The 22572-nt window shown below is 43.1% G+C and carries 20 protein-coding genes and 1 tRNA gene; 11 read left to right on the forward strand and 10 right to left on the reverse strand.

Going from position 1 to position 22572, the window contains the following annotated elements; genetic code table 11:
• Positions 1–25: 25 nt before the first annotated feature.
• Both eboE and AHMF7605_RS16610 read right to left on the reverse strand, forming a co-directional pair.
• Positions 26–1249 carry a metabolite traffic protein EboE gene (gene eboE, locus AHMF7605_RS16605; RefSeq protein WP_106931183.1) on the reverse strand — a complete coding sequence of 408 codons (1224 nt, stop codon included), beginning with the start codon at positions 1247–1249 and terminating at the stop codon, positions 26–28.
• A gap of 367 nt (positions 1250–1616) precedes the next feature.
• Complete coding sequence (locus AHMF7605_RS16610; RefSeq protein WP_106931184.1) at positions 1617–2975, reverse strand: DEAD/DEAH box helicase; 1359 nt, start codon at positions 2973–2975, stop codon at positions 1617–1619.
• A gap of 146 nt (positions 2976–3121) precedes the next feature.
• On the opposite strand from AHMF7605_RS16610, the gene AHMF7605_RS16615 reads away from it, so the two are divergent.
• From AHMF7605_RS16615 to AHMF7605_RS16655, 9 genes are all read left to right on the forward strand, one after another.
• On the forward strand, positions 3122–4495 hold the full coding sequence (locus AHMF7605_RS16615; protein WP_106931185.1) for a dihydroorotase: 1374 nt from the start codon (positions 3122–3124) through the stop codon (positions 4493–4495).
• A 36-nt stretch (positions 4496–4531) separates the two neighbouring features.
• Positions 4532–4608 (forward strand) — tRNA-His (locus AHMF7605_RS16620).
• Between the two features lie 144 nt (positions 4609–4752).
• Complete coding sequence (locus tag AHMF7605_RS16625) at positions 4753–5667, forward strand: PfkB family carbohydrate kinase (protein WP_106931186.1); 915 nt, start codon at positions 4753–4755, stop codon at positions 5665–5667.
• A 600-nt stretch (positions 5668–6267) separates the two neighbouring features.
• The gene (locus tag AHMF7605_RS16630; protein ID WP_106931187.1) at positions 6268–6996 is read left to right on the forward strand and encodes a diacylglycerol/polyprenol kinase family protein; all 729 of its coding nucleotides are present in this window, start codon (positions 6268–6270) and stop codon (positions 6994–6996) included.
• A gap of 308 nt (positions 6997–7304) precedes the next feature.
• Complete coding sequence (locus AHMF7605_RS16635; RefSeq protein ID WP_106931188.1) at positions 7305–8126, forward strand: NIPSNAP family protein; 822 nt, start codon at positions 7305–7307, stop codon at positions 8124–8126.
• 361 nt (positions 8127–8487) lie between these two features.
• Positions 8488–9375, forward strand: coding sequence for an EboA domain-containing protein (locus AHMF7605_RS16640; RefSeq protein WP_146153609.1), 888 nt, complete (start codon positions 8488–8490; stop codon positions 9373–9375).
• 73 nt (positions 9376–9448) lie between these two features.
• Positions 9449–10378 carry a TatD family hydrolase gene (locus tag AHMF7605_RS16645; protein ID WP_106931190.1) on the forward strand — a complete coding sequence of 310 codons (930 nt, stop codon included), beginning with the start codon at positions 9449–9451 and terminating at the stop codon, positions 10376–10378.
• 20 nt (positions 10379–10398) lie between these two features.
• The gene (eboC, locus tag AHMF7605_RS16650; protein WP_106931191.1) at positions 10399–11319 is read left to right on the forward strand and encodes a UbiA-like protein EboC; all 921 of its coding nucleotides are present in this window, start codon (positions 10399–10401) and stop codon (positions 11317–11319) included.
• Positions 11320–11458: 139 nt separating this feature from the next.
• Positions 11459–12628: a 3-dehydroquinate synthase gene (locus tag AHMF7605_RS16655; protein WP_106933507.1), complete on the forward strand. Its 1170-nt coding sequence runs from the start codon at positions 11459–11461 to the stop codon at positions 12626–12628.
• Between the two features lie 171 nt (positions 12629–12799).
• Here the strand turns inward: AHMF7605_RS16655 and AHMF7605_RS16660 are convergent, their stop codons facing one another.
• From AHMF7605_RS16660 to upp, 8 genes are all read right to left on the reverse strand, one after another.
• The gene (locus AHMF7605_RS16660) at positions 12800–13072 is read right to left on the reverse strand and encodes a DUF3368 domain-containing protein (RefSeq protein WP_106931192.1); all 273 of its coding nucleotides are present in this window, start codon (positions 13070–13072) and stop codon (positions 12800–12802) included.
• A 160-nt stretch (positions 13073–13232) separates the two neighbouring features.
• On the reverse strand, positions 13233–13472 hold the full coding sequence (locus AHMF7605_RS16665; protein ID WP_106931193.1) for a UPF0175 family protein: 240 nt from the start codon (positions 13470–13472) through the stop codon (positions 13233–13235).
• 79 nt (positions 13473–13551) lie between these two features.
• Positions 13552–13902, reverse strand: coding sequence for an L-rhamnose mutarotase (locus tag AHMF7605_RS16670; RefSeq protein ID WP_106931194.1), 351 nt, complete (start codon positions 13900–13902; stop codon positions 13552–13554).
• Between the two features lie 26 nt (positions 13903–13928).
• Positions 13929–14747 (reverse strand): sugar phosphate isomerase/epimerase family protein, encoded by an 819-nt coding sequence (locus tag AHMF7605_RS16675; protein ID WP_106931195.1) that lies wholly within the window; start codon positions 14745–14747, stop codon positions 13929–13931.
• An 89-nt stretch (positions 14748–14836) separates the two neighbouring features.
• Positions 14837–15856, reverse strand: a complete 1020-nt coding sequence (locus tag AHMF7605_RS16680) for a zinc-binding alcohol dehydrogenase family protein (protein WP_106931196.1) — start codon at positions 15854–15856, stop codon at positions 14837–14839.
• A gap of 15 nt (positions 15857–15871) precedes the next feature.
• On the reverse strand, positions 15872–16813 hold the full coding sequence (locus AHMF7605_RS16685) for an aldo/keto reductase (protein WP_106931197.1): 942 nt from the start codon (positions 16811–16813) through the stop codon (positions 15872–15874).
• A gap of 377 nt (positions 16814–17190) precedes the next feature.
• On the reverse strand, positions 17191–17607 hold the full coding sequence (locus AHMF7605_RS16690) for a hypothetical protein (protein WP_199200253.1): 417 nt from the start codon (positions 17605–17607) through the stop codon (positions 17191–17193).
• 179 nt (positions 17608–17786) lie between these two features.
• Complete coding sequence (gene upp / locus AHMF7605_RS16695; RefSeq protein ID WP_233219162.1) at positions 17787–18443, reverse strand: uracil phosphoribosyltransferase; 657 nt, start codon at positions 18441–18443, stop codon at positions 17787–17789.
• A 238-nt stretch (positions 18444–18681) separates the two neighbouring features.
• Between upp and AHMF7605_RS16700 the strand changes: the two genes are divergently transcribed.
• Complete coding sequence (locus AHMF7605_RS16700) at positions 18682–20361, forward strand: hypothetical protein (RefSeq protein WP_106931198.1); 1680 nt, start codon at positions 18682–18684, stop codon at positions 20359–20361.
• A 280-nt stretch (positions 20362–20641) separates the two neighbouring features.
• The gene (locus AHMF7605_RS16705; protein WP_106931199.1) at positions 20642–22489 is read left to right on the forward strand and encodes an ABC transporter ATP-binding protein; all 1848 of its coding nucleotides are present in this window, start codon (positions 20642–20644) and stop codon (positions 22487–22489) included.
• The last annotated feature ends 83 nt before the right edge of the window (positions 22490–22572 follow it).

Raw genomic sequence — 22572 nt, forward strand, 5'->3', positions numbered from 1 at the left:
GTTTATTGCCCGGATCGGTATTAAATCAGATTTTTGCGGGCCATTGCGCCAATACCCAAGCCAGTTCGCGCTCAATAGAAGCTCCTAACTCTTGTTTTAACTCCGGGGGTAAGACTCCCCAGGTATAGGTTTCTACTTCCAGGTGTTTGGTAACCGGGTTATCGGGTAATAACTGCAGCGTTTTAATTATTTCGTCCTGGGTTGATTGTAAGCGGTTAAACCGGTTCACGAAGATTGGTACGTGGAAATGCGTGCGCCATTCGGTAGCGTCGGTGTCCTGAATATGTTCCAGTGCGGGCGGTAAATCCGGATACTGCACAATAGAACCATCAGCGTTTTTAACCAACACCTGGTGCAGGTAAGTAGATTCTACGAAAGGCTGAAAAGCTTGCTTTATTTCCTCGCGCTCTTCGCTATTAGAAGTAAACTGCACTTTAATAGCCGCACTAATCTGAACTTTACCTACCCGAATATCTGCTTCCGCTAACTTCTGGAAAACCGTTTGCGGTTCTTCGTAAGCCAAGGCAAAATGGCACACATCGTAGCATAACTGAATGTGCGTTTTAATAATTTGTTCGGCTTGGTCGGCCGACAAGCCAAGCTGGATTCCCAAATAATTGGTAGTTACCGGTAAGAGCCAGTTTTTATAATAATTTAAAAATTCAGCGGAGTTTTCGAGTAAGCCGTCCGGCTCTGGCTCTATATCAATATGAATGATTTTGCCAGTTTCCAATTTCAGTTGATATAGGCTTTCCACCAGCATGGCCAGGTGCATAGTGGCTTGCTCGAAAACTTCCCTGGTATGCGCCGGATCATTGCCCAGCCAAGGTTTATAAGATAAAGGCGACGTAGAAATACCACCATCCAAACCTTCCGGAACTAACTCTGCCAAAATACGGCTCAGCCGTTGCGTATATTCAAATCGAGCAACAGTGGTCCAGTCGGGGTGATGAACTGCATCTTTCACTACTTGCCCGTGAAAACCGCCAAACGGAAAACCGTTCATGGTAAAAATATACAGACCATTCTGCCGGAGCCAGGTTTTAAACTCAGCCAGGTAGTTTTGAGTGAGTAAATCTTTACTGGCCTGGTCCGAAAGGCGCAAACCTATTCCAAAAGGCTTATCCGGTGATAAATGCGCTTTTATGGGTAACACGTAGGTTTGCAGACTTTCGAAAACTTCGGCCCAGGTTTCGCCGGGATGGATGTTGGTGCAATAGGTTAAATGGTAGCCTTGTCCGATATTCATGAAGAATGGGTTTGCTTAAATAGAGAACGGGAAAATTAACGGGAATAGGGCAAAAAAGTAAAAGGTTTTAGCAGTTATTTATGTAGATGGCCTCTGGCTGGATGATTAAATTCGGAATGGAGAGGATTTTTCAAAAAATCCTTCGTTGAAAATAAACCACCCCCAGTTCCTCCTCATCTGAGGCGGGGAGCTTTTTAGTATTCTCATTTATTAATTTTCATAATCGAATTACTTCATTCTGAAATAATAAAGCATAAGCCCGATAGTTTAAGATTCTAATACTTTGAAAATTTTATCTATTATCAAGCTTCATTCAAATAATAATCCGTGGAATCCGAATGATCCGCGCAAATCTAAGATTCGGACACTAAGATTTATTCCGGCGAAAACCGCGGATTTTAGTTGGTTTTTTCTCCTGGAATGGCTTACCGGTACGTTTGTCGATCACACCTTCGTGCAAGTGCTGTTTTTTCTCGTGAAAAGCTCCTTTAAAGTTAGGGTCCGCCCGGCGTTTTTGCTTGTCCATTTCCTTTGCCATCTCCTGACCTTCCGCAAATTTCGTTTTCGCTATTTCTACTTCGGGCGGTAGCGGCGCTTCCGGAATCGACATATTAATAATTTTTTCAATTTCCCGGATGTGGTGTATTTCGGCTTCGGTGGCAAAAGTAATGGAAGCACCTTCCTGTTCTGCCCGACCCGTCCGACCAATACGATGCACGTAATCTTCGTAAATAATAGGCACGTCTACGTTTATCACGTGGCTCACGCCGGATATATCAATGCCCCGGGAAGCTACATCAGTAGCCACTAAAAACCGGACTTCGCCGCTCCGGAAGGCATCCATGGCGTTAATGCGGGTATTCTGGCCTTTGTTGCCGTGAATTACGCGCACGGTGCCGCGGGCGCTATCGTTTACAAATTCGGCAACTTGTTCGGCGTTGGTTTTGCTGCGGGTAAATAAAATTACGCGGGTAAAACTTTCTTCGTCTTTAAACAAGTAGCGCAGCATATTTAATTTCGTCTGCATATTCGGAATCTGGTACAAGACCTGCGATACCGTTTCTACGGGCGTAGCGGAAGGCGTTACCTCAACTTTCATCGGAAATTCGAGAAACTCGGCGGTCAAATTTTCAAGGCGCGGGTGCATGGTTGCCGAGAACAATAGATTCTGGCGTTTGCGCGGTATTACTTCCAAAATACTCCGGATTTGCGGCATAAAGCCCATGTCCAGCATTTTGTCGGCTTCGTCGAGGACCAGAGTTTTTAATTCTTTTAAAACTAAATCACCTTTCAGGTAAATTTCCATTAAGCGCCCGGGAGTAGCCACTAAAATATCCAAGCCTTTTTTAATCTGTTCCATTTGGGTTTTAGGGCCAATGCCGCCGTATATGGCTAAAAACCGCAAATCGGTATATTTAGCTAATTGCCGGATACTTTCTTCAATTTGCATGGCCAGTTCGCGGGTAGGCGATAGTATAAGTGCCCGCGGATGTGTGCCTTGCGCATATTTTACTTTCATAAGCAGCGGCAGTACGTAAGCTGCCGTTTTACCAGTCCCGGTTTGCGCAATTCCCATTACATCGTGCCCGGCGGTGATAAGCGGGATAGTTTGCTGTTGCACCGGCGTGGGGGTGGTATAACCCGCATCGGCTACCGCATTTAGTAATTGGCGGTTCAGTTTAAAATCCTCGAAGGTTACAATCGGGGCAGCTTCTTTCTCTTCCATCAAAGTAATATTTAGCACAAAGGTAAATTTTTCTCGTAGAATGATTTTTTCTTCTTACGAATGTCCGTTCAGATTAATCGCAAAACAGAATTAATTTCCGGATTTTTTCCTGTCTAAAACCATTTTTGAATTGCTAACTTCGCCGCATGAAAACCTTTCTGATTAAAAATGCCCAGGTTGTCAACGAAGGTCAGATTTTTTCGGCCGATGTATTGATTCAAGAGGGTAGAATAGCCCGCATAGCTCCCGGTTTAAATGAACCAGCCGATGAAGTTATCGATGCTACCGGCCAGTATCTATTACCGGGAATAATCGATGACCAAGTGCATTTCCGTGACCCGGGCCTAACCCACAAAGGAGATATTTATACCGAATCGCGGGCAGCCGTAGCTGGTGGGGTTACGTCTTTCATGGAAATGCCCAATACGGTACCCAACACCATTACCCAGGAATTACTCGAAGAAAAGTATGCTTTAGCTGCTGAGAAATCATTGGCCAATTATTCATTTTTCATGGGCGCCACCAACGATAACCTGGCCGAAGTACTACTTACCAACCCCAATACGGTTTGTGGCATTAAAATATTCATGGGCTCTTCTACGGGTAACATGCTGGTGGATGATACGAGTACTTTGGAGCAAATTTTTGAGAAGGCGCAGTTGTTAATTGCCGTACACTGCGAAGATGAGCAAACCATCCGGGATAATATGACTTTGTACGAAGAAAAATACGGCGATGCTATTCCAATAAGTTGCCACCCGGAAATCAGGAACGAGGCCGCTTGTTTTAAATCTTCGTATTTGGCTACCAAACTAGCTAAGAAGTACGGTACCCGGCTGCATATTTTGCATATCTCCACCGAAGAAGAACTGGCTTTATTTCAGAACCATGTTCCTTTAGCCGAAAAAAAAATAACCGCTGAAGTGTGCGTACATCATTTATACTTTGATAAAGCCGATTACGAGACTTTGGGTACGCAGATTAAATGCAACCCGGCCGTAAAAGAAGCCCGCCACAAGCAAGCCTTATTCCAAGGTTTATTAGATAACCGTTTAGATATTATTGCCACCGACCACGCGCCGCATACCTGGGACGAGAAGCAAAATATTTATAAAAAATCGCCTTCGGGTGTGCCTCTGGTGCAACATTCCTTACCTACTATGCTGGAGTTTTACCACGAAGGTAAAATAAGTTTAGAACGTATTGTAGAAAAAATGTGCCACGCCCCGGCCATTTGTTTTCAGGTGCGGCACCGCGGCTATATCCGGGAAGGTTATTTTGCTGATTTAGTGTTGGTAGATTTAAACCAAACGCATACGGTAAGTAAAGAGAATATCTTTTACAAGTGCCAATGGTCGCCGTTCGAAGGAAAAACTTTTAGGTCGGTTATTACGCGTAGCTTTGTTTCGGGACATTTAGCTTACGCCAACGGGCAGTTTAATGAGACCAAATTCGGTGAGCGCTTATTGTTCGACCGGGAAATTATGAAGAAAAATTTTTCTGAAACGTTGAATAATTAAGGAAACTGCCTTACATTTGCAAACCAATATAAAACGGTGGTTGTAGCTCAGTCGGTTAGAGCACCAGATTGTGATTCTGGGGGTCGCGGGTTCGAGCCCCGTCTCCCACCCCAAAAGGCCTCTGCGAAAGCAGGGGCTTTTTTGTTTTACCTTTTCCTTATTTCAAAAAGCAAACGCTTATATTTGCCGCACTTAAAAAGTCGAATGGTGGAAAATATTCATGCTTTCGGCTTATCTAAAATTTCTAATTTAACTAGATGAGTTTACTTGTTGTAGGTTCGGTAGCTTTTGATGCGCTGGAAACTCCGTTTGGAAAAACGGATAAAATATTGGGTGGAGCCGGAACGTTTATTGCCCTGGCTGCTTCTAACTACGTGAAACCAATAAACCTGGTGTCGGTAGTAGGGGGCGATTTTTTAAAATCGGATATTGCTATGTTCGAGGAGCATGGCATTAATACCGAAGGCTTGCAGATAAAAGAAAACGAAAAATCGTTCTTCTGGAAAGGCCGCTACTTCAACGACATGAACAGCCGCGAAACATTGGTTACCGAGCTAAACGTACTCGGCGATTTCGACCCGATTGTTCCTGAAAGTTACCAAAATTGCTCTTATTTAATGCTGGGCAATCTGGCCCCGCAGGTACAACGCCAAGTTATTGAGCGGTTGCGTAACCGTCCGAAACTGATTGTAATGGATACCATGAATTTCTGGATGAACATTGCTTTGGACGATTTAATGCAAACCATTGCCTTAGTAGATGTGCTAAGCATTAACGACGAAGAAGCCCGCCAGTTATCCGGTGATTATTCGTTAAGAAAAGCAGCCAAGAAAATTATGGCGATGGGCCCAAAATACTTGATTATTAAAAAAGGCGAACACGGAGCTTTATTATTTCACCAGGACCAAATGTTTTTCGCGCCGGCATTGCCGCTCGAAGATGTATTCGACCCAACGGGCGCCGGCGATACTTTTGCCGGCGGTTTTATTGGTTACCTGGCGAAAACAGATAATTATTCGTTCGAAAACATGAAGCGAGCCGTTATTCATGGTTCGGCTTTGGCTTCGTTCTGCGTGGAGAAGTTTGGTCCGGAACGTATTATTGGTTTAACCGAAACCGAAGTGCAAGAACGGGTACAGCAATTCGTAAACTTGGCCTCGTTTTCTGTATAGATATTATATTAGACACTAGGCACTGGATATTAGACATAAGACTCTTAAATATTATCTTAATAAAAGCCTCTGTTCAATTCGTACAGAGGCTTTTTACTTTAGACTTTTGTATCGTTCTAGAATCAATGGACAGCGCGAGCACTGTTGAATAAGCATGACAACTGAAGTTCCTCCGCATTTTGATTATTCTTATCTTGTCACTGCTTCCGCCATAAGCCCCTCAACTTAATGGAAATAAGGAGACGTATTTACAGATTCTAATACTTTTATTTTTATTTGGCAAATGCAGAGCTAAGGATAAACTTCACCCGTTTGGCTTGTGAGCGTCTTGTAGACTTCCGGTGCCAAGGCACGAGGCATTCCGACGTAGGAGGAAAGGAGGGATACACCGCGCGAAGAAGCCAAACGAGTCCTGCCGGCTACGAGGCAAACAGCGACTTATCAAGCCGCATCAACACCAATGCATGGAGGCTTGAAAAGACTCCATGCATTGGTGTTGATGCGGCTTGAATATTTCCAGCTAAGATTAATCATCTCTTACAATTTAGACCTAAAAAACCAGTACCTGGCAGATACGTACCCTAAGTAGCCCCTTTTACTATGCTGCAAAACTTTATCAACCGTGCAATTCCTACCCCGGAGCTAATTAGGCAACTAGGGCCGTTTATTTTAGGTTACGTTTTAGTAGTGACATTATTGGTTTCTTACCTAAAGAAGCAACACCAGGTACGTACCGCCTACACCCGCAAAATTTTTCACTTCCTGATTTTTTCTACCGCCAGTATTTTTCAATTAAAATACGGCCTACCTGCTGTAGTCTTGTTTGGCAGCATTGTAGGTTTATTCGTACTGTTTGCGATTTTAAAAGGAGATAACTATCCGTTTTACGAGGTAATGGCCCGCGAATCGGATCGCCCGTACCGGTCTTTGTTTATTTTGATTCCTTTGTTTACTACTGCTTTAGGGGGAGTTTTATCTAATATCTTTTTTATGAAATTTGCTTATATCGGTTATTTGGTGGGGGGTTGGGGCGATGCCGTAGGCGAACCGGTAGGTTCACGGTGGGGTAAACACCGGTACCAAGTTCCTTCGTTGCTGGGTGTAAAAGCTACACGCAGTTTAGAAGGTTCAGCGGCAGTTGCCATTGTAAGCACCCTGGTGGCTTACTTTGGGTTCTACATGGCCGGCTATCCTTCGGCAGAATGCATAAAAACAGCCGCAATATGCGGTTTAGGCGGAGCTGGAGTAGAAGCAATCAGTAATCATGGGCTCGATAATTTAACCATGCAGTTCACTGCCGCCGGTCTGGCTTACTGGTTATTGGCCTGAACTTGCCTTATTACAAAATCCTTTTATGTTGCCTGCGCTTAGAAAACTGTAAAAAATCAGTATAAAAAGCAGCTCCGCGCTTAAGTTTCCTAACGGAATAATTGCTATACTTGTACCGCTTGGCTACTTTTTAATCCTCACCTTTCTTTAATTATTTGCTTTACTCCTATCAGATAAGGAAAAAATAAATCTGGATGGTTAGTAAGACGGATAGAATGAAAGGCTAACTTATTGTTGATGATAATATCACCTATTTTTAAAATTTTCTATTCTATACATCTATAAACAGCTACTTTAATTAAAAACTCATGCGTAAACTGCATTACTTTCTGCTTTTAGCAATTTCATTCAGCATATTTCTTTCAGCTTGTAAATCTGGTACGGGCGCTCAAACATCTACTGCCAATGCTACAGCTGCCTCCGCTGCCCCGGCCTCCAAGGATACCCGAATTTTTGAAATGCGGGTTTATTATGCCCACCCGGGTAAATTAGCCGACCTGGAAAATCGTTTCCGGACCAATACTACCCGGATTTTTGAAAAACACGGCATGACCAATATTGGCTATTGGCTACCGCTGGAAAACCCGGACAATAAACTTATTTATATTTTGGCTTACCCTAACCGCGAAGCGCGGGATGCTTCCTGGCAAGCTTTCGGCTCGGACCCAGAATGGAAAGAGGTAGCCTCCAAATCCGAAGAAAACGGCAAACTGGTAGCCAAAGTAGACCAATTATTTATGGAAACTACCGATTACTCACCAGCCATTACGTTGAAAAAAGCTACGCCAGAGCGTACTTTCGAGTTACGCACGTATACTACTACTCCCAATAACTTAGTAAACCTGGATGCCCGTTTCCGGGATCACACCATGGGATTATTTAGCAAATACGGTATGGAAAACATTGTTTACTTTCATCCGGTAGCGGGCCAGCCAGGAGCCGATAACACTTTGGTTTATATCTTAGCGCATAAAAGCAAAGAGGCTGGCTTAGCCTCATTCGACGCCTTTCGGTTAGATCCAGAATGGGTAAAGGTAAAAGCAGCCTCCGAAGTAAAAGGGGGCGGATCTTTAACTACTAAAGTTGAATCGGTTTACATGAAACCTACCGATTACTCGCCTATTAAATAATTTTCTCGGCATTTTACTACCTGGTTAGGGAAACCGCATCCAGAGGTAGATCTTTTCAGCACTTACCTTCTGTGGTAAGTGCTTTTGTTTTATCTGGGCATGATGTTGATGATAGTGAAAACAGAAAAACAAACTGCTTCTGTTTGATGAAAAATTAAAAATTTAGAGGCTTATTTTATAAAAAGCTGTTCAATGATAAAAATTATTTCTAATATAAAAGAAATCTAATATTTTATCGTTCCGAAGTAAATATTATTACATTTGAAGTGCTAAAGTAATTAAGCAGTACCTTTTGGTTCATAAAATGCGTATGCTTTTACCATTGAAAAGCTGCTTTCACTTAAAACTGTTCTTTTCTGCTATGCCAATTGCTGACCAAGAATCTGTAAAAAACTTTTTAACGGAACTTCTTACCCGCGCCACTACGCCCCAAGGAATAACCTGGCTCGAAAAACAATTAGCCGAAGCGCAAACCGAGAGCAAATTTTTTCAGGCTTTTAGTATGGCGCCCCGTTTTATTGGAAAAAGAAAAATTGAAATTACCGAGGCCGATACTGCTGCTGCCAATGCTTTACGCACGGGTTTCAATCCACAAGGTTGGACCGCCGACCAGGCTGCCCGTACTTCATTAGCACTTTCGTTGCCGCATCAATCACCGGAAGAATATATAAAAATTCTGGATAAATTGTTTGCTACCGCCGACGTGAACGAACTGGTGGCTTTATATGCTGCCCTGCCTGTTTTACCATACCCGGAAAAACACATTCCTCGAATGGCCGAAGGTGTTCGGACCAATATGACTTTAGTTTTTGAAGCAGTAGCTCTGCAGAATCCGTACCCGCATGATTACCTGCCCGAAGAAGCCTGGAACCAATTAGTATTAAAATCTATTTTCACCAGCCGGCCTTTGTACCGCATTTATGGTTTAGAAAACCGTCGTAATAAAAAGCTAGCGCAAACCCTTTCGGATTTTGCCCACGAACGCTGGGCGGCGGGTCGAACGCTTAGCCCGGAAGTATGGCGCAACGTGGGGCCATTCGTAGACGAAACTATTTGGCCGGATATTCAAAAATTATTTACGCAACCTAACGAACTGGAACAACAAGCGGCCGCGCTGGTCTGCGCCGAAAGTAATTATCCGGAAGCTAAAACCATGCTCGACACCGTGCCCGATTTAAAAGCTAAAATTGAAAACGGCGAGCTAACCTGGGATACTATTGGCGAAGATGTAGCTGCGCAAACCGTATAATTTTAAATTCAGGTATACTGTTTTTAAATTTTCCTGATACGTAATATAAAATTTAAATTCCTAATTAATTATCATGGATACTTCGAACTCTTTTATGCTGATAGACCCGCACGTGCACATGACCTCGCGGACTACCGATGATTATGAAGCAATGCGCCGGGCAGGTATTGTGGCACTTATAGAACCTGCTTTCTGGATGGGGCAGCCGCGCACCGAAGCGGGAACCTTTAAAGATTATTACAGCCACTTAATTGGTTTTGAGCGTTTCCGGTCGAGCCAGTTTGGGATTAAACATTATTGCACCATTGGTTTAAATTCCAAAGAAGCCAATAACGAAGCATTAGCCGAGCAGGTAATGGAGTTGCTGCCTTTGTATGTATGCAAAGAAGGTGTAGTGGGCGTAGGCGAAATTGGTTACGATGACCAGACAGCTGCCGAAGATAAATATTACCGCCTACAACTCGAAATTGCCAAAGAAGTAAACCTGCCCGTGCAAATCCATACACCTCACCGCGACAAGAAGAAAGGTACTTTACGCAGCATGGAAGTAGCGCTCGAACACGGATTAGATCCGGGCATGGTAATCGTAGATCATAACAACGAAGAAACCGTAAAAGACGTGCTGGATCGAGGATTTTGGGCCGCGTTTACCATTTATCCGCACACCAAAATGGGCAACGAGCGCATGGTAGAAATTGTGAAACAATACGGCCCGGAAAGAATCATGATTAATTCGGCGGCCGACTGGGGCATCAGCGATCCGCTGGCGGTGCCAAAAACGGTGGCTTTAATGCTGGAACGCGGGGTGCCGGAAGAGCATGTTCGTTTGGTAAGTTATAGTAACGCGCTAGCAGCTTTCGGCCAAAGCGGACAAATGCAGGAAAGCGACTGGCTCGAGGCGCAACCCATCGACCAAAGCCAGAAATTTTCGGGTAGTTCTATTTTACGCGGCGGCCAAACCCCTCGCATCGATGCCCCGGAATCCAGCAATATTATCCGCTAATTTTGTTTTAAAATTACTTCATGAATAAATTCTTCGCCCACTTGGTACTCATGCGGCCGGCTAACATTATTACGGCCATTGCCGATATCCTACTGGGCTTTGCGGCGGCCGGTGCCGTACAACAAATTCAGAGAGCCTCTGCTACTGCCTACGGGTACCTGGAGCACCCGCTGGCAGTAGATTTAGGCTGGCTAATTGCGGCAACCATTGGTTTGTACGGTGGTGGAGTAGTTTTTAACGATGTTTTAGATGCCGATTTAGATAAGATAGAACGCCCGGAACGTCCTATTCCCAGCGGGGCAGCTACGAAAACTAGCGCTACTATTTTAGGAGCTTTACTGCTTTTAGGTGGTATTCTGGCAGCTTTTAAGGTATCACAAATAAGTGGTGTTATTGCGGCGGTAATAGCCGGACTTGCCTTATTATACGATGCTTGGGGCAAACACCAGGGATTTATTGGTCCAATTAACATGGGAGCGTGCCGGGGCGGCAACTTACTTTTAGGAATGAGCGCCATACCTGCCAGCCTGGAGCATTATTGGTTTCTAGCCCTTATTCCGATTGTGTACATTGCCAACATTACCGTTATTAGTCGGGGCGAAGTGCACGGGGGCAGCCGACCAATTTTACGGTTTGCCGTTGCCTTGTACCTTTTAGTATTTGTAAGTATTGTTGCTTTAACTTTCTTACCGCACTTTTCCATTATAACGGCCTTACCTTTTGGTTTACTTTTCGCTTACTTGATTTTTCCTCCTTTGTTAAAAGCGCTTAACACTCTACAACCCAAAGAGATTCGGTTGGCGGTAAAAGCGGGGGTATTATCCTTAATAATTTTGGATGCTACTCTGGCGGCTGGTTTTGCTCATTGGGTGTACGGTTTACTGGTGTTATTACTTTTTCCACTTTCCCGTTTTCTGGCAAAGCAATTTGCTGTTACTTGATTTTAACAAGAAAGATCTTAGGCATTTTTTTTGCCAACTTAATAGTACTTAAAACTACTTTTTTATCTTTAATTTTGTTATCTGTAAAATAGCTTTCTAAGTTAGGAAGTAATATTTTTTTAGATCTTTATTCATGCAGATTTACCCAATCCAGCAAACGTTCCAGGTAACGTATAACTATACTGTTCATTTTACCGAAAACTTATTTTCACTCCGGAACCCCTTGCTTCGCGATGTAATTGCAGCGGGTGGTGGCGATGGCCGGAAAGTTTTATTTGTATTAGACCACCACGTAGCCGAAGCAATTCCTTCGTTAATTACCGATATTAAAAACTACACTTCGCACTACGCCGATGTTTTACAATTAGCCGCTGATCCTATGATTATTCCGGGTGGAGAACAATGTAAGAATGATCCGGCCTATACGGAACGGGTAATTGATGCAATAAATGAAAAAGGCATTGATCGCCATTCGTACGTCTTGGCGGTAGGCGGTGGTGCTTTATTAGATATGGTTGGCTACGCTGCCGGTATTGCGCATCGGGGTATCCGCCACATTCGCATTCCTACTACGGTGTTGTCGCAGAACGACTCGGGAGTTGGGGTAAAGAACAGTATTAATGCCTACGGCAAAAAGAACTTCCTGGGCACCTTTACTCCTCCCTTTGCTGTAATTAACGACTTCCATTTTCTGCGTACTTTAACGCACCGCGAATGGCGCGCCGGCATTGCTGAAGCCATTAAGGTTTCACTTATTAAAGACGCCGAATTTTTTAGGTTTATTCAGGAAAATACGCAGAAACTGGCCGAGCGTGATATGCCAGCCATGCAGTACCTGATTCACCGGTGCGCCGAAATGCACGTGCAGCATATTGCCAGCGGTGATCCTTTTGAGAAAGGTTCTTCGCGGCCATTAGATTTTGGGCACTGGTCGGCGCATAAACTAGAGCAGTTAAGTAATTACCGTATTCGCCACGGCGAAGCCGTAGCCATGGGCATTGCCCTGGATTCGACGTATTCCTACCTAAAAGGCATGCTTACTGAAGCCGAATTAAAGCAAATTCTGGAGGTAGTTACCGGTATTGGTTTTGAATTATTTGCTCCCGAAATGACTTCGCACCTGGAGGATGCCACCCATCCGCAAAGTTTGCTGCGGGGTTTACAGGAATTCCGGGAACACCTAGGCGGACAATTAACTATTATGCTGCTGGCTAAAATTGGCAAAGGCGTAGAAGTACACGAGATAGATAACGAGTTAATGATTGCTGCCATCGAGCAACTTCGGCACCATTCCGAGGCTACTGTTTAGAAAGAAAACTTAGAAATTTTTGTAAGCTGGTTAAACATCGGTTGGAGACTGGGATGTTTAACCAGCTTCTTTGTTTTTTGAATAGCATCTTGGTTTGTCCGGGTAGAGGCCAACTGGTAGTAGAGGTCAATTTAAGAAGCTTTATAATTTTTTATTGGCAAGAGATATTTTTTATTCTCCTGCTAATTTCAATAGCTCTTTTTCAAAGTTTTCCGCTATTCGGAAGTTGGTCATTTTGATTTGTACTAGAATCGGTTTAATAAGCTGAATTAAGCCAGCTTCTTTTGCTCCTAGCAGAAGTCCTAATGTGCCGATATAATTAACTCCTAATCTATTTGCTGCTTTTCTGGCTTTATTATCATCTAAAATGAGCAAGCAATTTTGTTTTTCAATAGCTAAAGCAATAGCACTGGCTTCTCCTAAATCTACCGTAGATTGAAGCATTACTTGATATACTTTATTCTGGACGCTCTCAGTTTTTATCTATTCTGGCAGTTGCTTACCATATTCCTTTCCAATCTCGGGAGTGATTACTATTTCTTCAAAGAGTTCCTTTAAGATAAAAAGCAAGTGTAGTTTGTCCAACAGAATCAAACAACTGGTATCACTTACGATAATTTTTGACATGCATTAGCTCTTTTTCTAATTCACTTTCGTCGTAATTAAATAGGGATACATAATGACCGAGAACTTCCATAAAAGCCCGTTTAGAAAGCCCCGCAATTTCTGCCGCTTGCCCTAAAGATAGCTTACTTTTCTCGTAGAGCCTGGAAGCCAGAAACATGACCATTTCTCTATCTTCCAAATCAACTGAATCAGGTATATGTATTGTGAGTGTTCTCATATTATTATTATAATCATTTTTTAACTTTTTGTTTCTTTTGCTTACCGGCTAAAGGATTGAAAAACAGCATTATTATTTATTACTGTTTTTTTGCTCCGGACTGGAATATTTTATCCATTAAAATCCATTTTTCGCCTTCTTTAGCCCAAGGCAAGGGAACCTGGTACTTCCACATGAGTTTTTCCCATTCCTGCACTTTCGGAACCGTGGCATCCAGAGCGGCTTTTTTCTCGAAACTAAAGTTATCGTCGGTATCCATAATCATAAACATGCGGTTACCGGTACGGTAAATTTGCAGATTTATAATGCCGGCATCCAGGTCGTTTTTAGTTACTTCAGGCCAATCGTTACCGGGGCTATGGTAATTTTCGTACTCCTGGATTAATTTCGGGTCATCTACTAAGTCAAGGGCAAAGCAAAATCGCTGCATATCTGGTTAAAAAGTTACATTCTTGGTTAATCTTTAAAAAATTCTCGAAAAGCCTTAATGGTTTGTTGGGCCGCTTCGTCTGGGTTAGGCCAGGGGAAAGCTTCGGCAGATACATACCCCTGGTAATTACTTTCCTGCAAAGCGGTTGCAATTTCGGCCATGGCGGTATGGCCAAAGCCAACGGGCCGCCGGTTACTGTCGGCAAAGTGAATGTGACCAATAGCCGGCCCAAAAGTTCGAATACTCTCCGGCAAAGAACTTTCTTCGATGTTCATGTGAAACAAATCCGCTAATAACTTGACGTTCCGGGTTTTTAAAAAATTTAGAAATTCAACTCCGCTGCTTAGATTGTTGAATAAATTAGTTTCGTAGCGGTTCAGGGGTTCGTAAATCAGGGGTACTTTTTTTTCTTCCGCTACTTTTCCTAAAATATTTAATCCATCGGCCAGCCATTCCAGAGCCTGCTCGCGCTCCACTCCGGCAACTACGTTGCCCTGCATCGACCCAATAATGGCGGGTGCCTGAAACGGCGCCCCAAAAGCAATCATATCCGCGACAAAAGCAATGGCTTGTTGCCGGATAGTCGGATTGGGATCGGTTAAAGTCAAGCCTTGTATAACTTTACCCGCGCCGGTGCCCACTGCAGCTAAGTTAAGGCCAGAATTTTGTAGTAAACCGGTTAGAACCGAAGGCTCAATGGCATTGGCAGAAGCCGTAAAAAGCTCTATGGCATTAAAACCCAGTTGAGCCGCTTTAGCAATACTGGCCTCCAAATCTTCCCAATATATCCAAGGACCCGTTTTTATTTGTGGAACCAGGGCAATAGTAACACAAGATTTTATCATTTATTTCTATTTAACTAAAGAAATGAGACCAACTAAAAATGCTGCGGTATTATTAAAATTTTGTCTAATATCTTAATACTTGTGTCTATTTACCTATCAAAATCTACCATTATTTTGGTGATAGGTCCCGGATTATCTGACCAAGCTGCAAGGGCCGCACCAGCCTCGTCAATTGAAACAACTTTCGAAATAACAGCATCCACCGGAAATTTACCTGATTCCAGGTAACGGATGACTTCCGGAAATTCTCCCAAACAATTGCGGGAGCCCAGAATTTCAATTTCTTTTCGCACAAAAACGCCGGTATTAAATTCAGCCGATTTTTTAGCGTAACCAATGCAAACTACTCTCCCGGTGTACGCCACTTCTTCTACGGCAGCCCGATAAGTTTGCGGACTTCCTACGGCTTCTATTATAACATCCGGACCATCTCCATCTGTAATTTCTGCTAAAGCTTCGTGTAAGTCTACTTTAGATGTATTAATCGTATGCGCAACACCTACTTTTTTAGCAATCTCCATTTTTGAATCATCGATATCAATGGCAATTACTTCGGCACCCCGGTTAACCGAGGCGGCAATAGCGCCCATTCCCACAATGCCGCAACCAATTACGGCTACTTTATCCTTTTCGGAAACCCGGCCCCGGGCTGCAGCATGAAACCCTACGGTAAGAGGTTCTACTAAAGCCAACTCCTGGAGCGATAGCTTATCCGAAGAAAATAGATTTTTCCAGTGAATAGTGATATAGTTGGTCATGGCACCAGGCCGGCGCACCCCCATGGTTTTATTATCCTGACAGGCATTGGGCCGGCCTTTCCGGCAAGAAACGCAAGTGCCACAATTTAGGTAAGGGTACACGGTAGCTCGCATGCCAGGCTTAAAATCAGGCGGAACCTGGCTTCCTACCTGCTCAATAGTAGCTCCTACTTCGTGCCCCAGAATATTAGGATATTCCTGCAATTCAAATAAACCCCGGTACCCATTTAAGTCGCCGCCACAGAAACCTACCATACCAATCCGCAACAAAACTTCTTCAGGTCCGGGAGCAACTGGTTCTATTGTTCTAACTTCCGTTTTACCGGGTTCCACTAAAAATAAAGCCTTCATACGCCGTTTATTCGTTTATTTTTTAGGAATATTATTTTCTGGTCTGCCTTCAAACCACATCTGATTTTTTACGGGAGTTACTATTTTTAAAATTTCCTCCATCAAGTCAGCCGGAATAGATAAATCCAGAGCTTTAATATTTTGCTGGACGTGCTTCACCTCCCACATACCCACAATGGTAGTAGCAATATCCGGGTGGTCAACGGCATACTTAATGGCAACATCACTTAGCCGCACCCCATAACTTTCGCACAATTGCAACAACTTGGGTTGCACATCTTTAACGGCCTGGGGCGAGCGGTGCCAATCGGGCAAAGGAGCATCGGATAATATTCTTTGCATCAGTGGTGCCGCATTCATTAAACCAAAACCTTTTTCTTTTGAAAGCGGCACCAACTCGTCGTCAATTTCGTCTTCGAGCAAATTATAGTGGGCCCACGAAAGCACAGTGTCGAGTTCAACCTGCCGGGCAATTTCAGCCAGATAACGCACCGGTAATCCAGTAATGCCTATAAAGCGGGCTTTACCTAATTCTTTAATTTTCTGAACGGCCGGAATCGCTTCGTTTAATACCTGGTGTTTATCGCCAAACTCAATATCATGCAGTTGCAAAACATCTACGTAGTCCGTTTTAAGCCTTACTAGCGATTCGTCAATACTTCTCAGAATCCGGTTATACGAAAAATCAAAATCTTGTAAACCATAACGGCCGCATTTGGTAGCCAAAAATATGTCTTTACGTTTACCTTCCAGCGCTTTGCCCAATCGTTCTTCGGCCAGAGTAAAACCATAGAAAGGAGAAACATCAAAAAAATTAATTCCTTGGTCAATGGCATAATGCACGGCTCTTACTCCTTCTTTCTCATCGGCTACATCAAACACGTTACCTAAGGGCGAAGCGCCAAAGCCAAGGACAGATACGTTCAGGTTGGTTTTGCCAAGTTTGCGATAATTCATAGGCAATTAAGCTGCAAGGTTATAAAGTTAAAAAGCACCAGATCCAGGTTAAAGCTCCCCAATTGTAGAAAATAAATAGATATAATACCAGAAAATACCAGACTGTTTACCTGTCTTTTGGTAAAAAGAGCAAATCTCTTTAAAGAAAAAGCAGTTAACTTGGATTTTCTGGTAATATTTAACAGGAAATAAACTTAAAAATAAATTTAAGCCATTCCCTTAATGCCGATATTAAATAATGGGGACATAGATTTTGAAACGGAAAGGAAATACATTGTTCCAGGTGATTACTTAACTTTGGAGAAGGAAAATGTAAGACAAAAAAAACAGGTAAGAGTATTATTTTCTTACCTGTTTTACATTTTAAGTTATAAAGCCTATTTATGATGAAAAATTGGAATATTGAGATGACTTAACTCGTGTAGGGCAAAGGTAAAAGCAACTCCCCAGAAAATAGCGCTCCAAAGCATATGTAATAAAATATGACGTTGACTGGCTCCTAAAACCGTAGCCATAATAGTGCCGATTACCGGACTAAAAATAACCGGCGTTAGAAAAGCAATACCTTTAATTCCGAACTTTTGCCAGATCTGCACAATTTTCCGGCTCTTTTTGGTAAAAATGGGCTTATTCTTTGCCCGGTGCTTTTCTACGTACCATCGCGAAACGAGCATGCCTACCTGCGAAAAAATAAAGACACTCGTCATCATGCCGGTTACGCTTAACAGTAAGGTCATCCAAAAAGATAAGCCCATGGATACCCCCGCTAGCGGTCCGCCAAAAAACTTAACCATACTTAGAAGGTAAACAGATAAATATTTCATTATTTCAGCGGCCAAGTGATGCACTAGTTTATTGTATTAAGTTCGCAGTAAGTTATTATATAACGTAAGACATACGTCGGAAAATTGTAATACGGATCTTTATACAAGAAAAGTACCAGACTTTTAATAAAATACAAATATTGCTATTTTTAGATTTTCGACCCGAAAGCTAGATCGCCGGCATCACCTAAGCCAGGTACAATGTAAGCTCGTTCATTCAGGTGATTATCTAAAGCTCCTAACCAAATCATGGCTTGGGGTAGTTCTCGTTGAATATGGCTTACTCCTTCAGGGCTGGCAATAGCCGCCGCAATGTGCACTTGGCTAGGCGTACCAAACCGCAGCATAGCCTTATACGTAAGCGCCAATGAGGTACCCGTAGCCAGCATAGGGTCCACGAGTAATAATACGCGCCTTTCTAGGGAAGGCCCCGCTAAGTAATCAACGTTTACGGCTATTTCCGAAGTGGCTTCTAACCGGTAAGCGGCTACGAAAGCGCTCGGCGATTTATCGAAATAATTTAAAAAGCCATGGTGAAAAGGTAAGCCGGCCCGCAAAACTGTGGCTAGTACGGGATAATCTACCAAGTGCTGCTGTTCGCAGGCAGCTAAGGGAGTTTGAATTTGCTGCGGCGCATAAGTTAACCGGGTAGAAATTTTATAAGCCAGCACTTCTCCTAACCGTTCCAGATTGCGCCGAAAACGCATACTGTCGCGCTGCACCTGCACATTTCGCAGTTCAGAAATAAATTGGCTAGCCACCGATGGCTCCTGGGTAAGAATATAAATAGAATCTGACGGCTTCATAAATAAGAAAAGTTCTTGAGGTGAAAAGAAACGTTTAGAAATATGCTCGGCTCAAAAGTAATTCGTTTAAGAGTGGATACGTTAATTTATTCTGGAATGAATTAAACTATGGATCCTATTTTATAGTATATCCTTATCTTCAAATTAATATCTTTTGCTTTTGTCTTGTAAAACACAGAAGTGCATAAGAGCAAATTCTGGATTGTAAAACTTTGGTTGTTACCTTTTCACCTTCTCTATGAGATTATCAATTACGTTGTTTTGCTTATTGTTTTTTCTAGTTAATGCAGGTTTTGCTCAAAGCACCTACGTACCACTCGACCCGGATACGTATCATAAAATAGAACGTTTCCAGATTAAATTCAGTAAACAGGTGCCTAATTTCCACACCGGTATTAAGCCGTACTTCCGGAAGGAAGTTGCCGACCTGGCCCAGGAAGTATTTCGGAAAAACGATTCGCTTTCGCACTCCGACCAGTTTAACGCAACTTATTTACTAAATGATAACTGGAATTATACCGACCGGGTAAATCAGACTAACTTTAATAAACCGTTTCTGCGCTATTTTTTCCGCCAGCCCGCCGACTTATATTCCGTAGACATACCCAATTTTACCTTACGGATTAATCCGGTAATTCACTTTGAAGGCGGTTTGGACTCGGATGTAGATGGATTGCGCTACATTAATACTCGGGGCATTCAGTTAGAAGGGCAACTCGATGAAAAATTAGGTTTTTATACGTTTATAACCGATAATCAGGCTCGGTTTCCGGAATACGTAAACGACCGGATTGTACGGGATACCATTTTACCGCACGAAGGCTACTTCAAACCTTTCCGGAGCGTGGGTTACGACAAAACGGCGGGTTACGATTTTACTACTGCCCGGGGCTACCTTAATTACGCGGCTTCTAAACACGTAAGTGTACAACTTGGCCACGACAAAAATTTTATTGGCAACGGCTACCGCTCCTTAGTGCTTTCGGATTATGCTCCCGCTTATTTTTTCTTAAAATTTAACGTGAACGTCTGGAAGTTGCAGTACACCAATTTGTTCACCGAAATGAACGCCGATTACGATTTTAGGGACCAGTTGCTGCCCAAGAAATACTTTGCCTACCATCATCTAGGCATTAATTTTACGCCTAATTTTAACGTTGGCGTGTTTGAATCGGTGGTGTACGCCCGCGACAAAGGCCATTTTGAATTAGAATACCTCAATCCTATCATTTTTTACCGGAGCGTGGAGCTTATGCTAGGGAGTAACGATAACGCGCTGTTAGGCTTGGATTTTAAAGTTAATTTATTTCAAACGGCCCAGGTATACGGCCAAGTAATGCTCGATGAATTTTCGTTGACAAACGTGCGAGCCCGTAACGGTTGGTGGGGTAATAAACAAGCTTTTCAGTTGGGAGCCAAATACATAGATGTGGCGGGTATTGCCAATCTGGATGCACAAGGTGAGTTTAATTTTATCCGGCCGTACACGTATCAGCACGAAAATAAATTTACTAATTATCAGCATTATCAACAGCCACTCGCGCATCCTATGGGGGCTAACTTGTACGAATGGATTGGCATTCTGCGCTACCAACCGCTAGGCCGCTTAAACTTAACTGCTAAAGCTATCTACACCCATTACGGCGCTGATACCGATACCCTGAATTACGGAAACAATGTTTTATTGCCTTATACAACCCGGGCGCAGGAATTTAACAACAAAGTTGGTCAGGGAGTTACTACTGATCAATTGCACGTAGATGTAACCGCTTCGTGGCAATTACGGCACAACCTATTTCTGGATGTAAAACAGATTCTCCGGAAAGTAGACAGTCAATTGGCGGCCCGTTCTAACAATACGGCTTATACCACGCTGGCTTTTCGCTGGAACATTCCCCAACGACTACATGAGTTTTAACTTAGTGTTTAGTCCACAGTCCGTAGGCGATAGCCGTGATTGTAATTAGTTTATTAGATGATTTAAGGTTTATCAACCCGCAAACTTATAATTAACTTAACGCTAGAAATAACTAAAGTACTCTTTTTTGATATGAACGCTGAACACTCTGATAAGCCATATGATTATCCGTTCAGAAAATAAGTGCACTTAAATTAAACCTTACTTTCCATAGGCTCTGGTCTGCCATCCGTGGACTATCGACTATTGACTATGGACTAATTCTACTACCTTTGCCAACATGAAAACCTATTGGCGCATTCTGCAGTTTGCCCGGCCTTTCGGCGGGTTTGTGCCGCAGTACTTTATATTTACCTTTCTAGGCATTGTTTTCGGATTATTTAACTTTGCCTTACTTATTCCTTTGCTCGAAGTTCTTTTTGGCACGGTAGATACTTCGAAGGCTCAAACTATTCTTCAAAAACCGGCGTTTTCCCTGAGCCTTGATTTCGCTAAAGAATATTTTAATTATTATTTTGGACAGATAATCCGGGAAAACGGAAAAAGTGGTGCCTTGCAATTTGTTTGTATTTTAATTTTAATATCCAACTTACTGGCCAACTTATTCCGGTACCTGAGCCTACGCCTCGACGGGGCCATTCGAGCCAAAGTAGTACGTAATTTACGCTTGGCCGTTTACGAACGCCTTACGCAACTACAGTTGGGCTTTTTCTCCAATGAACGCCGGGGCGATATTATGACCCGTCTGACTACCGATGTGCAGGAAATCGAGAATTCTGTTATCAGTACTTTAAACGTAGTATCGCGCGAGCCGCTTACCATTGTGGGTTTATTCGCGATGCTATTTGCCATGTCGGTAAAGCTCACCTTATTTACGGTGTTGGTAATGCCCATTTCAGGCTATATTATTTCTGCTATTTCTAAAAAACTAAAGCAACGCGCTGTAGAAGGGCACGAGTCGCTGGGCACTATCCTGAGCATTATCGACGAAACCTTAGGCGGCATGCGCGTGATTAAAGCCTTTAACGCGCAGGAATATGTCATTGATAAGTTCAGTCAGCACAATAACCGGTATGCCCGCATTATTACCTCTATCACCAACAAACGAAGTTTAGCTTCCCCTATTTCCGAATTTATGGGTGTAGCCGCGGTGGCAGGCATTTTATTTTACGGCGGATCGTTGGTTCTCAATCAGCAATCTGATTTAACCGCTAGTGAGTTTATTACCTACATCGTGCTTTTCTCGCAGGTACTGGTTCCCGCAAAGGCTATTTCCACCGCCTTCAGCAATATTCAGCGGGGTTTGGTGTCCGGCGATAAGATTCTGGCTATTATAGATACCCAGCCGCAAATTCGGGATCTACCCACCGCTAAAATATTACCTGCTTTTACCGAGTCCATTACTTTTCAGGATGTTTCTTTCGCTTACGGCACCGAACCGGTATTGCAGCATATTAATCTTACTATTCCGAAAGGTAAAACCATTGCCCTGGTAGGTCCTTCGGGCGGCGGTAAATCTACTTTGGCCGATTTACTGCCGCGTTTTTATGACCCCACCTCCGGAATTATTACCATTGATGGCATGGATATTAAAACCTGCACCCTGCACTCTCTGCGCGACCAATTGGGGGTAGTTACCCAGGAGTCTATTTTATTTAACGATACCATTTTTAATAACATTGCTTTTAATAAAACCGAAGCCACCGAAGCCGAAGTAATAGCCGCTGCTAAAATTGCCAACGCTCACGACTTTATCTTACAAACCCCCAATGGTTACCAGACCACCATTGGCGATAGAGGTGGTAAATTATCGGGTGGGCAACGACAACGGATTAGTATTGCCCGGGCAATTTTAAAAAATCCGCCTATTTTAATTATGGATGAGGCTACTTCTGCATTAGATACCGAATCGGAGAAATTAGTACAAGAAGCCTTGATTAATTTAATGAAAAACCGTACCTCGCTGGTAATTGCACACCGGCTAAGTACTATTCAGCACGCTGACGAGATTATTGTGCTGCAAAAAGGTAAAATCCGGGAGCGCGGTACCCACGAACAATTGCTGCGGCAAAATGGGTTATACGCCCGGCTTAATCAAATGCAGATTACCACTAGCGTAGTTTCCTGAACAATTAATTACACATCCTGGAAGCTTGATATAAGAATACTTTAGGATAGTTTAGATATTGTTCTTTCATCTGATTAACAATG

Origin of the sequence: Adhaeribacter arboris (genome assembly GCF_003023845.1) — a bacterium.
Lineage (GTDB): Bacteria > Bacteroidota > Bacteroidia > Cytophagales > Hymenobacteraceae > Adhaeribacter > Adhaeribacter arboris.

What these genes read in the sequence shown, in the direction of transcription:
- eboE (WP_106931183.1), bottom strand. Translation starts at nt 1,249, where the DNA reads ATGAATATCGGACAAGGCTACCATTTAACCTATTGCACCAACATCCAT.
- AHMF7605_RS16610 (WP_106931184.1), bottom strand. Translation starts at nt 2,975, where the DNA reads ATGGAAGAGAAAGAAGCTGCCCCGATTGTAACCTTCGAGGATTTTAAA.
- AHMF7605_RS16615 (WP_106931185.1), top strand. Translation starts at nt 3,122, where the DNA reads ATGAAAACCTTTCTGATTAAAAATGCCCAGGTTGTCAACGAAGGTCAG.
- AHMF7605_RS16625 (WP_106931186.1), top strand. Translation starts at nt 4,753, where the DNA reads ATGAGTTTACTTGTTGTAGGTTCGGTAGCTTTTGATGCGCTGGAAACT.
- AHMF7605_RS16630 (WP_106931187.1), top strand. Translation starts at nt 6,268, where the DNA reads ATGCTGCAAAACTTTATCAACCGTGCAATTCCTACCCCGGAGCTAATT.
- AHMF7605_RS16635 (WP_106931188.1), top strand. Translation starts at nt 7,305, where the DNA reads ATGCGTAAACTGCATTACTTTCTGCTTTTAGCAATTTCATTCAGCATA.
- AHMF7605_RS16640 (WP_146153609.1), top strand. Translation starts at nt 8,488, where the DNA reads ATGCCAATTGCTGACCAAGAATCTGTAAAAAACTTTTTAACGGAACTT.
- AHMF7605_RS16645 (WP_106931190.1), top strand. Translation starts at nt 9,449, where the DNA reads ATGGATACTTCGAACTCTTTTATGCTGATAGACCCGCACGTGCACATG.
- eboC (WP_106931191.1), top strand. Translation starts at nt 10,399, where the DNA reads ATGAATAAATTCTTCGCCCACTTGGTACTCATGCGGCCGGCTAACATT.
- AHMF7605_RS16660 (WP_106931192.1), bottom strand. Translation starts at nt 13,072, where the DNA reads ATGCTTCAATCTACGGTAGATTTAGGAGAAGCCAGTGCTATTGCTTTA.
- AHMF7605_RS16665 (WP_106931193.1), bottom strand. Translation starts at nt 13,472, where the DNA reads ATGAGAACACTCACAATACATATACCTGATTCAGTTGATTTGGAAGAT.
- AHMF7605_RS16670 (WP_106931194.1), bottom strand. Translation starts at nt 13,902, where the DNA reads ATGCAGCGATTTTGCTTTGCCCTTGACTTAGTAGATGACCCGAAATTA.
- AHMF7605_RS16675 (WP_106931195.1), bottom strand. Translation starts at nt 14,747, where the DNA reads ATGATAAAATCTTGTGTTACTATTGCCCTGGTTCCACAAATAAAAACG.
- AHMF7605_RS16680 (WP_106931196.1), bottom strand. Translation starts at nt 15,856, where the DNA reads ATGAAGGCTTTATTTTTAGTGGAACCCGGTAAAACGGAAGTTAGAACA.
- AHMF7605_RS16685 (WP_106931197.1), bottom strand. Translation starts at nt 16,813, where the DNA reads ATGAATTATCGCAAACTTGGCAAAACCAACCTGAACGTATCTGTCCTT.
- AHMF7605_RS16690 (WP_199200253.1), bottom strand. Translation starts at nt 17,607, where the DNA reads ATGGTTAAGTTTTTTGGCGGACCGCTAGCGGGGGTATCCATGGGCTTA.
- upp (WP_233219162.1), bottom strand. Translation starts at nt 18,443, where the DNA reads ATGAAGCCGTCAGATTCTATTTATATTCTTACCCAGGAGCCATCGGTG.
- AHMF7605_RS16700 (WP_106931198.1), top strand. Translation starts at nt 18,682, where the DNA reads ATGAGATTATCAATTACGTTGTTTTGCTTATTGTTTTTTCTAGTTAAT.
- AHMF7605_RS16705 (WP_106931199.1), top strand. Translation starts at nt 20,642, where the DNA reads ATGAAAACCTATTGGCGCATTCTGCAGTTTGCCCGGCCTTTCGGCGGG.